Here is a 14,599-nt window from a genome sequence, read left to right as displayed (position 1 = left end):
GTTGGGAAACCGCGTCTATGAAAGAGCGCGGAGGAACGACGACTCGTGCTTTCTTTATTCGCCTACCGCCTTTAAGCCTTAGAATATCCTTGTTTTTCTGGTATTTTCGCTGTAAAATAGAGATATCAGCGAAAGTAATGTTTATGTACTTAACTCAGAAAAACCAAATACGCGATCTTAGTAAGACCGAATTCTTGGCTCTGAGAGAGTTGTGTCGATTGAGTAAGAACCTTTATAACGTGGGTCTTTACACCGTTCGACAGTACTACTTTCAAGAACATAAGCACTTGCGCTATGAATCTGCCTACCATCTGTGCAAAGACAATGAGAACTATCAAATTCTCAATACTGATATTGCACAACAAACGTTGAAGGTAGTAGACAGAACGTTTCGCAGCTTCTATGGATTGATTAAGGCAGTTCGAGCTGGAACATTTCAACAAAAGGTGAGACTTCCTCACTACTTGCCAAAAGTTGGCTATTTTGTCCTGATAATTCCGCGAATCAAGGTCAAAGATGGGAGGTTCAAAGTACCAATGTCTAACGCCTTTAAAAAGGAATTTGGCGAGGTTGTAATCGACTTTCCCGAACGTCTTGACCCAGCTAAAATCAAAGAAGTGAGAATTCACCCCAAGTACGACGCTCGATTCTTTGAAGTTGAGTATATTTCTGAAGGTGAGATTGAGGCTGTGGAAACCGTTAAAGATAGTGCTTTGGCGATTGATTTCGGGCTTAATAATTTGGCTACTTGTGTTGATACCAATGGGGCATCCTTTATTGTGGATGGCCGCAAACTCAAATCTATTAACCAGTGGTTCAACAAAGAAAATGCCAGACTGCAATCTATTAAGGATTTGCAGGGTATTAAGCGACTTACCGAACGTCAATCGAGACTGTATACCAATCGCACTTATCAAGTTAGAGACTATTTGAATAAGGCGGCTAGACTGATTGTTGACCATTGCATTAATACCAAAATTGAACGCCTGATTGTTGGTTTCAATATTGGAATGAAAGATGGTATCAATATCGGTAGTCGGAATAATCAAAACTTTGTCCAGATCCCCTTTTATTCTTTGAGAAACAAACTTAAATCTCTCTGTGAGCGATATGGGTTGATCTATCAAGAACAAGAGGAATCTTACACAAGCATTGCCAGTGCTTTGGATGGTGATGAAATGCCCATTTACAACGCCGACAAACCAGCTACTTACCAGTTTTCTGGTAAGCGAGTTAAGCGGGGATTGTATAGAAGCAAGGAAGGACATTTGATTAATTCAGATACTAACGGTGCTGCAAATATCGGACGCAAAAGTAAGCAGAATGGTTTTACCGGACTGTGTAAAGGCTGTTTGGCACAGCCGTTAAGAATCAAGGTCTACTAAGGCTTTGTGTTCTTAAGAATCCCCGTCTCTGAGCGAGCGGGGAGTGTCAAGGAAAAAACTAGCGATGTCTACGACGAGCTTCGCTTACGCAATCAATATGAGTATGACACTAACATCAAAACAAGAGAAAGCTGTGCAAGTTTTGCTCGCGACAGGTAGATTCCACACTGTTAGCGAAGTGATTGAAGCTGCATTACACCTCTTAGAAGAAGAGAATCGCGCATATCAAATATGGGTAGATGAAACTCGTACCAAGATTGATGAAGGTATCGCATCACTTGAACGGGGGGAAGGAATTGATGGTGAGACTTTTGTTAATCAGCTTCTGACAGATTTACAGCATGTTAAAGAGTCTCAGAAATGAGTCAGTATATAATTTCACTACCTGCTTCTCTTGATTTAAGAACAATTGCTGACTACTTCGCTGTAGAAAATATTGAGGCTGGGGAGCGTCTGCTACAAGCGTTTAATCAAAGATGTCAACAACTTGGTAGTTTTCCCAACATGGGACGACAGTATGAAGACTTACGTTCTGGTTTACGAGGACTTCCATTGGATGGGTATATTATTTTCTACCAAATTATGGATGATGGTATCGAAATTGTCAGGGTTGTCAGTGGTAAACGTAACCTAAAATATTTATTTGAGAATCCCTAATTTATAGGGTATGTTTTGGAAGAAGCTATGCGCGATCGCAAAAACAAAATATTGAATTACTATTAGCACTTTAGTAGTTTTTAATTGCTAAAGTGCTAACTACTTACTAACTAATAAGTTCTATTGATGTGACTTATCCACTGGAAAATTCACAACTATCGGTGGAAGACCGTTTTCTGAGGTTGGTTGTCCTTTATTAACTACTGGTTGAGGATGCAAAGGTGTTGGAGTCAATTCACCCTTACCAGTTTGATTCCATAAAATCAGGGATAGTAATCCATCCACTAAGCCGTTATTGCTGCCGTTACCGCTAACTAAGACATCCGGTATTAAGCGAACATTGCGATCGCCTATAATCTGCATTAGTTGCATTGCTGTATAACCTTGTGAACCCAAGGCTTCCACACCCGCTTGATAAGTTTCAGCTTTAGCATTACCTGTAGCCCGGATACCTTCCGCCTCAGCAATTGCTCTGAGTTTTGTTCCCTCAGCTTCACCGTTCGCCTGTTTAATTTGGGCTTGGGCTTTCAAATCGGCAATCTGTACACTCTGCTCAGATTTCACCATTTCTTGCTGAATATCAGCGAGTGCCGTTTCCCGGACAAGCTGCTGCCGTTGGGTTTGCGCCATCTGCTGGACTTCATAAGTCTTACGTTCTTCTTCGGCAATTTTCCGGTCTGTCTGTGTCTGCATTAGTGATGCTGGTGGCAGAATATCACCAATTAGAGTGTCGATCGCTTGTACGTCATAAGCCCGCAATGCTGTTTTAATATACTCAGCAGCCTCAGATTGCCGTTCACTCCGAGCGGTGAGAAAGTCTAGTACAGTATAGTCTTGGGCTGAGTTGCGGAAATAATTACCGATAGTTGGTTCTAATACATGGTCTACCAGATTTTGCATTGCACCAACGCGAGAAATTACCTTTGGGGCATCTAAAGCACCCACATGGATAATTTGCGCTACTTCCAAATCAAAGGCAAACCCATCACGCGATCGCACTGTTAAAGAAGCCAGTTTAGCATCATAGCTGTGGCGTTCAGTCCGACCTGACCAGTTTAAGACGATGTTGGTCGTTGGTACTAGTTCAATTTTCATAATCCGGGAGTTAATCGGGTGCTTACCAGGATATAGCGGTTCGACCCACACACCCTTATGTCCCTGATTCACCAAGTTACCGTGGGTGAAAGCTGCACCACTGACATCTTGATGCGCCTTACCCACAAAAGAAATCACCACACCTACATACCCAATTGGAATTTCTGTCATCGGTACTTGCTCAACCTGGACAAACCAAGGGTTCAAGTTCCAAGAACCAGAAAGCAAAGTCTGTTCTTGTAAACCTCGCCGTCCACCGCCATCAATAAATTTCTGACCATTTTGGAAGTTGTCGTGTCCGCCAATTATCGCGCCTGCGAGTTCACCGGCAGAGATTGGTAAACCATCTAAGGTAGTGACAATGCCAACTTTGTCAGATGCCAGACTGTACACCCGCAACTGTTCTGGAGTCATGCCATGAGCGCTGGCATTTGCTGCCATGATGACTTTAAACAGGGCAGTGTTAATCCGGTACGTACCAGCCGTAAGAAAACCCATTTGCCGCCCTTTTTCCCCGCCTTGGGTGAGGAATTTGCGAGCATCTTGGAAGTTGTCGCAACTGACAATTTTACCCAAAATCCGCTCTGGTGGGTTGGATGCGCCATCTGCTGCCACAATCAAAGCGATTTCCCCTTGGGGAACGACAATTACCGATTCTTTCTTTACAGAATACTGCCAAGGCCAATAGCCCCAGTGCCAACCAGGAGCTAAAGTATCCGCCTGCAAGCCAGCTTCGCCGTTGAGGGCAATTAAACTTCCGGCGGGGAGTCCGCGCCCGGAAAGGGTAAATTTTCTAACAACAATACCGACTTCACGCTCGCCAATTACTACAAGTCCGCCAAAGAATAGGGGGACAAATATAACTAAACCGCCGACAAGGACAATGGGAACCAGTACAACAGGATTAATCCCAGCAGCTTGATATTGAGTTCTGCTAATTTGTAACTGGGAAATATTTGGTTTGGTCTGATTTAGCTGGACTGATGCAATAGTTGTTTTTACAGGAGTCGCATTTGCAGAGTGAATCTTTCCAGCGATCGCTAAAGACGTTGGCGCAGCGATCGCTAACGTCGCTAGGACAGATGCTGCAAGACGAGCTACCTTATTTTGTTTACGAGTCCCAAGTAAAGAAGAAAAGCTTTTCATAATCTGTGCCCATTTGGGCAACTAACTAGATAACTTAACACTTCACTAAGACTTGCCTCGATTTCTTAAACTTGACGTAATTTTTTTTAAATTTAATAAATATCTTGTAGGTTGGGTAGTATCCAACCTACAAACTTGAAATAGAAAGTAAAATTAGACCGAACCGCCAGCCGCTTGAAACCGAGCGCGGGCGCGTTTAAAGGCTTGAGTTGCTTGAATTTGGGCTTGGCGATCGTCTGCGGAAACTTGACTTAGACGTGTTTCGGCTTGGTTGTAAGCTGTACGGGCTTCATCAAGGTTAATTTTGTCGCCACGTTCAGCGCCGTTAACCAAAATTGTCACTTCATTTTCTTCGACTTCGGCAAAGCCACCCAAAACAGCGATCGCTTCCCAATTCTGATTTTTCGCGCCGCGAACTCGCATTACACCAGTATCGAGGGCGGTCAATAGTGGCGCGTGTCCAGTGAGGATACCTAGTTGACCAGTAGTGCTAGGCAAAACTACTTCTTCAGCTGGGGCATCCCATACTGTTTTATCTGGGGAAATTACACGAACGGTTAATGTCATTTGTCTTTTGTCCTTTGTCCTCTCTTACAAAGTTCCGATTGGAGGAAACTTCCGCTCAGACTTTGCGTTTTCTCATTTGTCCTTTGTAATTGCCATTAGTCATTAGCACTTGAACTAATGACTAATGACTAATGACCAATGACTAATGACTAACCTTTGATTTTTTCAGCTTTAGCGATCGCTTCGTTAATATCGCCAACCAAGTAGAAAGCCTGTTCTGGCAGAGCATCCAACTCACCAGACAGAATCTTTTGGAAGCCTTTGATGGTATCTTCCAACTTCACATACTTACCAGGAGAACCGGTAAATACTTCGGCTACAAAGAACGGCTGAGACAAGAAGCGCTCAACTTTCCGCGCCCGCGCTACGATTAGACGGTCTTCTTCAGACAATTCATCCAAACCGAGAATAGCGATAATGTCTTGGAGTTCTTTATAACGTTGCAGAGTTGATTGCACCGCCCGGGCAGTATTGTAGTGTTCTTCACCGACAATATTTGGTTGAAGCATGGTGGAAGTTGAACCAAGGGGGTCAACTGCGGGATAAATTCCCTTAGCTGCCAAACCGCGAGACAGTACTGTGGTTCCGTCCAAGTGGGCGAAGGTGGTAGCAGGTGCGGGGTCGGTGAGGTCATCCGCAGGTACGTACACTGCCTGAATCGAGGTAATAGAACCCTCTGTAGTCGAGGTAATCCGCTCTTGCAGTTCACCTACGTCGGTTCCCAATGTGGGCTGATATCCTACCGCAGAGGGCATCCGACCTAGTAGCGCGGATACTTCCGAACCTGCTTGCACAAATCGGAAGATATTATCAATAAACAGCAGCACATCCTGCTTGTTCACATCCCGGAAGTATTCTGCTACTGTTAATCCCGAAAGACCAACCCGCATTCTCGCTCCGGGTGGTTCGTTCATTTGACCGTAGACTAGAGCAATTTTTGATTCGTTGAGGTTCTCGTTATTAATTACCCCAGACTCAATCATTTCGTTGTAGAGGTCATTGCCTTCACGGGTGCGCTCACCCACGCCAGCAAATACGGATACTCCACCATGCTGGGTAGCGATGTTGTTGATCAATTCCATCATGATCACGGTTTTACCAACACCAGCACCGCCGAATAGACCAATCTTACCGCCGCGTCGATAGGGAGTCAGAAGGTCAACAACTTTAATCCCAGTCTCGAACACGGAAGGTTTGGTTTCCAGGTCAGTGAATTTGGGAGCAGAGCGGTGGATGGGTAAACTTGCTTCAGCATTTACAGGCCCCCTGTTATCCACAGGTTCGCCAAGGACGTTGAAAATCCGGCCTAAAGTCGCTTTCCCAACTGGTACGGTGATAGGAGCGCCTGTATCGGTGACTTCAAAACCGCGTACTAAGCCTTCGGTGGAACTCATCGCAACAGTCCGCACCTGGTTGTCGCCCAGCAGTTGCTGTACTTCAACGGTGATGTTGATTTCCTGTCCAGCTTCGTTGGTGCCAACGATTTTCAAAGCGTTGTAGATTTGTGGCAATTTCCCGCCGGGAAATTTAACGTCTACAACTGGGCCAATGATTTGGGTAATGTAGCCAATGTTTGTTTTTTCTGCGGTTGTGACCATGCTGCGCCTAATGATTGAAGCTATATTTCAGATCCGGTCGGAGAAGACATAAGAATAAGCAATGTCACCTTTCACTGTAGCACCGGACGGGGACATAACTCCCTTAGTAATTCCTTAAAAAGCGGCTTGGCTGTTTTAGCTGCAACCCCGATCCTGAAAAGCTTGTCTAGACAAGCGGATGCTTTTTCTTTATACCCTAGTTTTTCACCAAGCTCATTTTAAGCCGCGTTCGCCCTTGGCGTTGGCGGAGCCATCGCTTTGGTTCAAACCGCTTTATTATGCGTGTCAACACAAAAAAATGCTGTGTCTAAGTAGCTAGGCAAGATAAAACCAAACTATGTAACGAAAAGTAAAATCTCTGTATTTGGCTCGTAGTTGCGCTTTAGCGCTAAAGCGCAATTACGAGCCAATGATAATTATTTGCGCCCACTTACTTACCATCGTTAGACACAGCGAATATCACAATAACCTAATGATAAATTTAGCCTTTAGCTACGGTTTTATTTTGCTGTTTGCGTTTTAGGGATGAAGGTAGTGATGTTAACAGCATGAGCGGGAGCAGTTACTAGTCCTAAACCTAACAATGCAAATGCGCCTTGCTTCAGAAATTTAGTCAATGAGTTCATGAAATTTTTGTCCTAAAAAAAAGTGAATGTTAACAGCAAAATATGCTTAATTGCATACGCAAAATTTTCAGCGTTGCACATAACGCCTCCATTTCGATAGGTGAAGTTTCAGCCTATCGCTGCGATGTCTACGACGGGCTACGCCTACGCAGATATAAGTACTAATAAAAATGACTAAAGCTTTAAAATTGGCTTTTGCTTTTGTTTTCTAGTTATTTAAGGAGGTTACGATCAGTGTTTTCCTCACTAGCTTATTTACTTAGATTACTGGCGATTTTATTTTATGGCGAGAGTTTTTACGTGTATTCACATAAGAATTACATTCTAAATTAGATGAGATAACAGCCAAAACCTAGATGTAACGAGACTTATAAAACTAGCTCGGCGAGAAAAAACCAAACTATGTAACGAAAAGTAAAATCTCTGTATTTGGCCTGTAGTTGCGCTGTCTTCGCTAAAGCGCAACTACAAACCAGTCATGATTATTTACGCCGACTTACTTATGCAGTGTCAACTGAATAATTGACTAAAACTTTGTAAACTTAAGTTGTTGCTTTAAGTACGTAGGCGTAATTAAACATAAGATAAAACCTTACGCTGCCTCCGGCTGACCCCGACAATAATAAGGAGAGGGATTGAGGGTGAGGTTTTATATTTAATTTAACCCACTTTACTTACTTACCGATTAAAGTCACAGTGGTTAAAAATAGGACTTACGCAAAATGACCAAAAAACGAACCGCAGAGGACGCAGAGAAGCCAGTGCGCCCTTGCGGGTTAAGAGACTTGTTCGCGCAGCGTCTCCCCTTGGGAGAAGCAACTGGCGCGACACAGAGGAATAAGAGTTTGAGAGAGTTTTTGGGTAAGTCCTGAAAAACTTAGGATAGCGATGCCTGCGGCGAGCAACTCTTGGAGACGCTTTGCGAACGCTAACGCTTGCTAAATTCCGTTAGGAAAGTTTACATAAAAAATCTGCTTTTTCTGCGATCGCAGAAAGAGCAGCGTAATACCATTTATTCAAATAGTTAATACACATCCTTTTAACGCCATTTCGGAATCTGAGTAATTAATAATCACTAATTTGGTACTTTGATTTATATTGCTCAAAACAGATTTAGCACAACTCAATACCATAAAAAAATATTTTAGTCAAGACAAAAAAGCGACATTAACCTATTCTCATCCCCTAGATAGATTAATGCCATAAAACTTATGCACAAACTAGATTTCCAAATCTTCTGAATATCCCTAATATAAAAATAGGTACAAAAAACTGTTTTCAGTTCAGCCAAGCCGCTCTCGCTTCATCCTCACACTTCCACCAAGCAACAGTTTATGAATTTATCGTCAGCACGACAATATTTTTATCAGGAGATTCAACAGTCTGACGAACGCATTGACCTAGCAAAGGCAGCTTTGTATATTGCACAAGAAGAATATTCCAATCTAGACCCACAGGAATATCTCAACGCCCTTGATACAATGGCATGGGAGCTTCAAGAACGCCTGCCTGATTCCCGATATCCTTTGCGGATGGTTCAAAGTATTAACCAGTATCTCTACGAAGATTTAAAGTTTTCTGGTAACCAAATTGACTATTACGACCCACGTAACAGCTTTTTCAATGATGTAATTGACCGTCGGCTAGGTATTCCTATTACTTTGGCGTTAGTTTACCTAGAAGTTGCCAGACGGATCGATTTTCCGATGGTGGGTGTGGGGATGCCAGGGCATTTCCTGATTCGCCCAAATATTCCAGATATAGAGATTTTTGTGGATGCCTTCAATGGCGGTGAAATAATATTTGCCCAAGATTGTGAAGAACGGCTATCTCAACTTTATCAGCAACCTGTGACGCTGCAACCAGAATTTTTAGCTGTAGTCAGTAATCGGCAATTTTTGGCGCGGATGCTGACAAATTTAAAGTTTATTTATATGAAACAGCAAGAGTTAGAAAAAACGCTGGCAGCAGTTGAACGAATTTTGTTACTGTTTCCTGGTTTAACTTTAGAATTGCGCGATCGCGGTCTAATCTATTATCAACTCGGTTACTACCCGCAAGCCGTAGACGACTTACAAAATTATTTAGCAAAAGTTCCCGATGCCCAGGATGCATCTGTGATTCGGCGGCTACTTAGCGAATTTGGGAAAGATGGGTAGGGAGTTGGGAGTTGGGAGTTGGGAGTTAGGAGTTAGGAGTTAGGAGTTAGGAGTTAGGAGTTAGGAGTTAGGAGTTAGGGGTTGGGAGTTGGGAGTTGGGAGTTGGGAGTTGGGAGTTGGGAGTTTGGAGTTTGGAGTTTGGAGTTTGGAGTTTGGAGTTGGGAGTGGGGAGTTGGGAGTTGGGAGTTATAATGATTCTTTCGCTAATGCACAATTAGGAATTACGAATTACAAATTTTCTGCGACTCGTTTGAGGCGGCGGAGTTGGGCTTGCATATCTTCTTTTGTCCAGGAGACAGCAAAGGTGTTGAAACCCCAACTAACTAAGCGGTTAGGGATATCGTACTCAAAACGGTTGAGTAGGAGCGTTCCCAATTCTTTTGGTTGACATTCCCAGCGATCGCGCCCTTGAAAAAATCCCTGAAATTCCCAAACTAACAAACCCGGTTGTCGTTCTACAACTACGCTATTCAATGTGGGTTTGAGTAGAGGAATTTGAATGATGAAACGACTTTCACTGCCAACATCAGTACTCCAAGCACCCACAGGTTCGCAACGGAGAACGGGGTTGAGCCAGCGATGCATGAGAGCTAAATCGCTAATACAGCGCTCCACCACCGTAGCTGTAGCATTAATTTGAATCGATTGCTCCAAAATTTGGGACATTCTATATCTCTGATGCTGTTGCTGCAATTAGAGTAACGCAAAATTCACCACTGTCAGTAGATTAAATCAAATATTAGTAACAAAGTCAAAAATTACTCTTGAATCAATGGCATAAATGTATGTTTTTACTGGTAAATTGATAGGCAAAACACTGACTCAGTGTTTGCGGTGAATATTTAAGCTTAATTCCCAAAAACCATGAACACAACTTGGCAAGAAATAACCCAGGTGATAGGAGTTGCTTTGTCCACCAGGGTGCAGCAATTTTTGGCACAATCGCCCAACGTCTACCTGACATCACCAGCAGTGAATCAAGGAATTGCTGATGTGCAAGGTATTGTTCAACAGTTAATTCTGTTTACACCCCGTCTGTTGGCGGCAGTGGCAATTTTGTTAGTAGGTTGGCTAATTGCGTTGGGGGCGGCGGCGTTGACGCGAGGAATCCTCAATCGCACAAATATAGATAACCGCATTGCCGCAGGGATAACGGGTCGTCAAGATGTTCCCCAAGTAGAAAAATTAATCTCCAGCTTAGTCTTTTGGAGCATTATTTTACTGACGGCAGTAGCTGTTTTACAGACATTAGATTTAGAGGTAGCGTCTCGACCTCTCAATAATTTTCTTAATCAACTTATTGGCTTTTTACCAAAGTTGGTTGGTGCGGGAATCCTTTTGGTAACCGCCTGGTTTTTGGCGACGATTGTGAAGATTATTACTGTGCGTTCATTACAGGCATTTAACCTGGATGAGCGTTTGAATCCAGAACCAGAAGACAGGACACCGAGCCTCAATCAGGTGTCTCTGAGTGAGACGATTGGTAATGCTCTGTATTGGTTTATATTTTTACTGTTTCTCGCCCCAGTTTTAGATACTCTTGAACTCAGGCAAGCTCTACAACCAGTACAAGCTCTAATTACAGAAGTTCTGCTAATTCTGCCGAACATTTTAGCGGCGGTGCTAATTGCTGTAGTTGGCTGGTTTATAGCTAATGTGGTACGGCGGATTGTAACAAACTTGCTGGCGACAACTGGTATCGACCATTTAGGTAGCCGGCTGGGATTATCTTCGGCTGCGGGGGTGCAACCTGTATCGAATATTATCGGCACAATTGTCTATGTTTTGATTTTGATTCCTGTGGCGATCGCAGCCCTGAATGCCCTAGAAATTAATGCGATCTCTGCGCCTGCGATCGCAATGCTGCAACAGGTTCTCAACGCCCTCCCTGCCATCTTTACAGCCGTGGCAATTTTGATTGTTGCCTATTTCCTGGGGCGGTTTATCGCGGAGCTAGTTACAAGTATCCTCACCAATTTAGGATTTAATAACATTTTCACTATTTTGGGTCTGACAACACCCAGCAGACGAATCGTAGTTTCAACAGAATCAACAACCGCCCCGATTCCAACCCGCACACCATCAGAAATTGCAGGTATTGTTGCCTTAGTGGGTATCATGCTGTTTGCAACGGTGGCGGCGGTGAATATCTTGAATATTCCAGCCCTGACAGCATTAGTTTCTGGTATTGTAATCATATTCGGGCGGATTTTGGCGGGATTGGTGATATTTGCCATTGGCTTATTTTTGGCAAATCTGGCTTTTAACATCATTACCAGTTCTGGCGATGCCTTCGGCGGGCAAGGCCTACGCCAAGCCCAGATTTTGGGACAAGTGGCGCGGATTGCAATCATTACCTTAGTTTCTGCAATGGCACTGCAACAGATTGGAGTTGCCAGTGATATTGTAAATTTAGCTTTTGGACTTTTACTAGGTGCGATCGCAGTTGCTATTGCTCTAGCCTTTGGTCTTGGGGGGCGCGATATTGCCCGCGAGCAAGTTCAAGAATGGCTTGACTCTTTCAAAGGTAGGAACTAATTCCTCTGTGACATCTCCCACCAATAAATCGTCCTTCTCGATTTTGGTGGGGGCTTCCAAGACTTAAAGAGGAATTCTAAGAACCAGGAAACTCTAGCTCACCGCTTCCCCGTCCTAACTGCGCCGTCTGAGGTGGTAGATGTTGCTCCAACCAATCTTCCAAATCAGCCAGTACCTCGCGGTAATTGAGGTCAGATTGAATTTCGTGATAGGCTCCCGGATACTCGATTCTCAGCTTATCTTTGTAGTTTAGCCGTTGGTAAAAGATGTCACTCCCCGCAGGTAAAGCCACTCGGTCTGCACCACCGTGGAGAATCAATAATGGTAATTGCCAATCAGTTGCGTGAGCATTAATCCAATCAAGTGTTGCAAAAAATTCTGTAGCCAGACGGGCAGTAGCAAGAGTATGTCGCAGTGTATCCTGAGCGGATGCGGCTAAAACTTGCTGATCTCGTGAACCAGCACTCAGGTCAATGCCTGTATTCAGGGTAAAACGCGGCCACACCCGTGAGAGCATTTTTCCTAAAAGTACCCGAATCGGTGAAACCCCAACTTTCCCTAAGCTTGGCGCTAGAGCGATCGCACCTTGCAAAATTGATGCTTGTTGAGGATGGCGCAGAATATAATCTAAGACAATCACCCCGCCTAAACTATGACCCAAAAGAAAAATTGGGCATCCAGGATTCTCAGCCTGAATTAACTCTAAAAAGGCTGCTAAATCTTCGCAAAACTCACTCCAAGCGTTGATATAGCCTCGCTGACCTGATGAGCGTCCATGACCACGCAAATCTAAGGCGTAGACAGCATATTGTTTGGGTATCAAATGCTGAACTATATTATTGTAGCGATCGCTATGCCCTCCCAGTCCATGTACAATGGCTAATATTGCCCGTACTTTACCTTCTGGATGCCAGCTTTGGTAATACAGGTCAAGTCCTCCAACACCCTGAAATCTGCCTTCTTTACGAGACACGACGCGATCGCTATGGTCAATCATCGGGTTAGTTTTTTACATATTTTCCCAGCAAGCTACTAACATGTCAACTAATTATTAAAACTCCCTCTCAAGCATTTGGGAGAGGGATTTAGGGAGAGGGTGAAAACTACGGTTCTCAACAATGTAAAATTGTAAAACCAGATAGAATTTAAGTAATTACGAATTACGAATTACGAATTACGAATTATTTCCCCTGCCATAATTGCCGTAACGACTGAAAAATCTTTACAAATCTTTCTTCTAGCCAGAGCATAACATAATCAACCCATTCCAGAAGTTGCTCTAACGGGTGTTTCTCGTAACCTATTGAAGTTGCTTTGGTTTCTATCCAGTCTGGCTGCGCCTCAACTTGACTGCTTTGGTGAAATTGCTGGTGTAAAATTTCCCCTTTACCACTCTCGCTTTTAGTTTGAGAAATACTGGTTCGGGTTTGTTTTGCAGAAACAATTCCAGATTTTTTTTGACTTCTTCGCACCAAACCAGATCCAACTTTAGGTTGTTTTACAGTCAAATTATTTTGTGGAAAATGTGCTACTGATATTGAGGCTAAAGCAGGATTTGTCCTCTCAGGAAGTGTAGCTGGCTTTTGGGCAATGGTTTCGGTGTCGCCAAATAAATCATTCCATGTTAACCAAGGATCATCTCTTAAATCCTGGTTCTCCAACTGAGAGCTTTTCGATAAGGACTTTTTAAGGCGTGATGATAATAGTTTACCTGGCAATAGCTCATTACTAGTTCTTGACTCAAGTGTTTTTCTATTCCCAACACCAAAAAAGTAATTAAGCGCTGCCTCAATCAAAGCGTTAAGATTCAGTGTATGAGTTTCTAAACCGTCAGCATTGGCTGTAATTTCTCCCCTAGCAGCTAATTGCTCTTTGCCATAAAGAAATATATTTAACTGAGTTTGGGCAACTTGAACAATTTCTTGGCTACGTTCTTGCACAGGTACTAAAGCATTTGATTCCAATTTAGCAAAGGCTATATCTAGAAATCCTAATAATCTATCTGTATTAAGTAAATCTTTTGGTATCCCCTCAGCTACAAATTCAGTTGTAGCAGTATTTCCATCAGTGAGTTTTGCTAATAAATCGTCAATTTTTGGTAATAACTCCCTTTCTTTTTTAGCTCTAATCAATCGCCAACACTTCCAGTAATTAGCAACTTCGTTAATAATTCGCTCTTCTAATTTTGCCTGCTGCTGGGGTGTCAAAATATCTATAATTTCATTATCGGCAGTAACAAGTACTAAACTCCGATCAATCAAATTTGTGGCAATTCCCCGCACTACTGGAATATGCTGATTTAGAGCATTTTCTAGCTGTAAAGGGTTGATAACTATGGGCTGTTCAGCGATATTTGATAATTGAGTAAAATTAACATTATTTGTAGACTTATTATCAACGAATTTCAGCCGTAAAACTCCCAAAAACGCCAAGACTTTGAAAGGTTCAACTATTTTTACAGGAGTAAAAGCAGGTTCATTTGATGAAAGATTATTGATTGTTTCTAGTACATGTTGAATGGGACTATCAACATTTGGAATTTCCGACTGAAAATCGGTATGATTTGGTTGTAACTTTAGTCTAGTTTGTGGTTCTTTGGTCTGTAGCGTTTTCCCAGATGATTCAGATGACTGAAACAGTAGATACACTGGGTAAAGTAGTGCCTCCACACCCCACTTAGTGGCAATTTGCAAATGCCGGAAGGTGTGTTCCCACTGTTGTGTCACCCGCCGAGATTGCTGGTGGACAAAGTTAAATAGTCTGCTTTGATAACGACCAGAGGAACCAGAAGACATAATAGTAATTTTTTAGTTGAAGTCTTGTTAAGT

12 protein-coding genes and 1 pseudogene are annotated in these 14,599 nt (G+C 43.0%); 6 read left to right on the top strand and 7 right to left on the bottom strand.

Features of this window, described 5'->3' with window-relative positions; genetic code table 11:
- The first annotated feature begins 17 nt into the window (after nt 1-17).
- The 3 genes from V7K73_RS08330 to V7K73_RS08320 all read left to right on the top strand — a co-directional run bounded on the left by V7K73_RS08330 (nt 18) and on the right by V7K73_RS08320 (nt 2,042).
- The gene (locus V7K73_RS08330; RefSeq protein WP_334878888.1) at nt 18-1,385 is read left to right on the top strand and encodes an RNA-guided endonuclease InsQ/TnpB family protein; all 1,368 of its coding nucleotides are present in this window, start codon (nt 18-20) and stop codon (nt 1,383-1,385) included.
- Between the two features lie 64 nt (nt 1,386-1,449).
- A complete protein-coding gene (locus V7K73_RS08325) occupies nt 1,450-1,749 on the top strand; it encodes a ribbon-helix-helix domain-containing protein (RefSeq protein ID WP_334878886.1) in 300 nt (99 codons plus the stop codon).
- On the top strand, nt 1,746-2,042 hold the full coding sequence (locus V7K73_RS08320; RefSeq protein ID WP_334878884.1) for a type II toxin-antitoxin system RelE/ParE family toxin: 297 nt from the start codon (nt 1,746-1,748) through the stop codon (nt 2,040-2,042). Before V7K73_RS08325 ends, V7K73_RS08320 begins: the two co-directional genes overlap by 4 nt.
- Before the next feature lie 120 nt (nt 2,043-2,162).
- On the opposite strand, the gene V7K73_RS08315 is transcribed toward V7K73_RS08320, so the two are convergent.
- The 4 genes and pseudogenes from V7K73_RS08315 to V7K73_RS08300 all read right to left on the bottom strand — a co-directional run.
- On the bottom strand, nt 2,163-4,283 hold the full coding sequence (locus V7K73_RS08315) for an SPFH domain-containing protein (RefSeq protein WP_334878882.1): 2,121 nt from the start codon (nt 4,281-4,283) through the stop codon (nt 2,163-2,165).
- Between the two features lie 153 nt (nt 4,284-4,436).
- Entirely contained in the window at nt 4,437-4,850 is a 414-nt protein-coding gene (gene atpC / locus V7K73_RS08310) for an ATP synthase F1 subunit epsilon (protein ID WP_334878881.1), read from the bottom strand.
- 149 nt (nt 4,851-4,999) lie between these two features.
- Complete coding sequence (atpD, locus tag V7K73_RS08305) at nt 5,000-6,448, bottom strand: F0F1 ATP synthase subunit beta (RefSeq protein ID WP_334878879.1); 1,449 nt, start codon at nt 6,446-6,448, stop codon at nt 5,000-5,002.
- 530 nt (nt 6,449-6,978) lie between these two features.
- A pseudogene (locus V7K73_RS08300) lies at nt 6,979-7,074 on the bottom strand (choice-of-anchor L domain-containing PEP-CTERM protein); the annotation flags it as partial.
- A gap of 722 nt (nt 7,075-7,796) precedes the next feature.
- Between V7K73_RS08300 and V7K73_RS08295 the strand changes: the two are divergent.
- Together V7K73_RS08295 and V7K73_RS08290 are read left to right on the top strand one after the other, a co-directional pair.
- A complete protein-coding gene (locus V7K73_RS08295) occupies nt 7,797-7,946 on the top strand; it encodes a hypothetical protein (protein WP_334878876.1) in 150 nt (49 codons plus the stop codon).
- A gap of 462 nt (nt 7,947-8,408) precedes the next feature.
- Complete coding sequence (locus tag V7K73_RS08290) at nt 8,409-9,233, top strand: SirB1 family protein (protein ID WP_334878874.1); 825 nt, start codon at nt 8,409-8,411, stop codon at nt 9,231-9,233.
- A 228-nt stretch (nt 9,234-9,461) separates the two neighbouring features.
- Here the strand turns inward: V7K73_RS08290 and V7K73_RS08285 are convergent, their stop codons facing one another.
- Nucleotides 9,462-9,899, bottom strand: coding sequence for an SRPBCC family protein (locus V7K73_RS08285; RefSeq protein WP_334878872.1), 438 nt, complete (start codon nt 9,897-9,899; stop codon nt 9,462-9,464).
- A gap of 198 nt (nt 9,900-10,097) precedes the next feature.
- On the opposite strand from V7K73_RS08285, the gene V7K73_RS08280 reads away from it, so the two are divergent.
- The gene (locus V7K73_RS08280; RefSeq protein ID WP_334878870.1) at nt 10,098-11,771 is read left to right on the top strand and encodes a mechanosensitive ion channel; all 1,674 of its coding nucleotides are present in this window, start codon (nt 10,098-10,100) and stop codon (nt 11,769-11,771) included.
- A gap of 76 nt (nt 11,772-11,847) precedes the next feature.
- On the opposite strand, the gene V7K73_RS08275 is transcribed toward V7K73_RS08280, so the two are convergent.
- On the bottom strand, nt 11,848-12,768 hold the full coding sequence (locus V7K73_RS08275) for an alpha/beta hydrolase (protein ID WP_334878868.1): 921 nt from the start codon (nt 12,766-12,768) through the stop codon (nt 11,848-11,850).
- 184 nt (nt 12,769-12,952) lie between these two features.
- A complete protein-coding gene (locus tag V7K73_RS08270) occupies nt 12,953-14,566 on the bottom strand; it encodes a hypothetical protein (RefSeq protein ID WP_334878867.1) in 1,614 nt (537 codons plus the stop codon).
- Between the last annotated feature and the right edge of the window lie 33 nt (nt 14,567-14,599).

The sequence above is a fragment of the Nostoc sp. genome, from assembly GCF_036916975.1.
In the GTDB taxonomy this organism is placed as follows: domain Bacteria; phylum Cyanobacteriota; class Cyanobacteriia; order Cyanobacteriales; family Nostocaceae; genus Nostoc.
The sequence above is the reverse complement of the archived record's forward strand: the minus strand, read 5'-3'. Positions and strand labels throughout refer to the sequence as shown.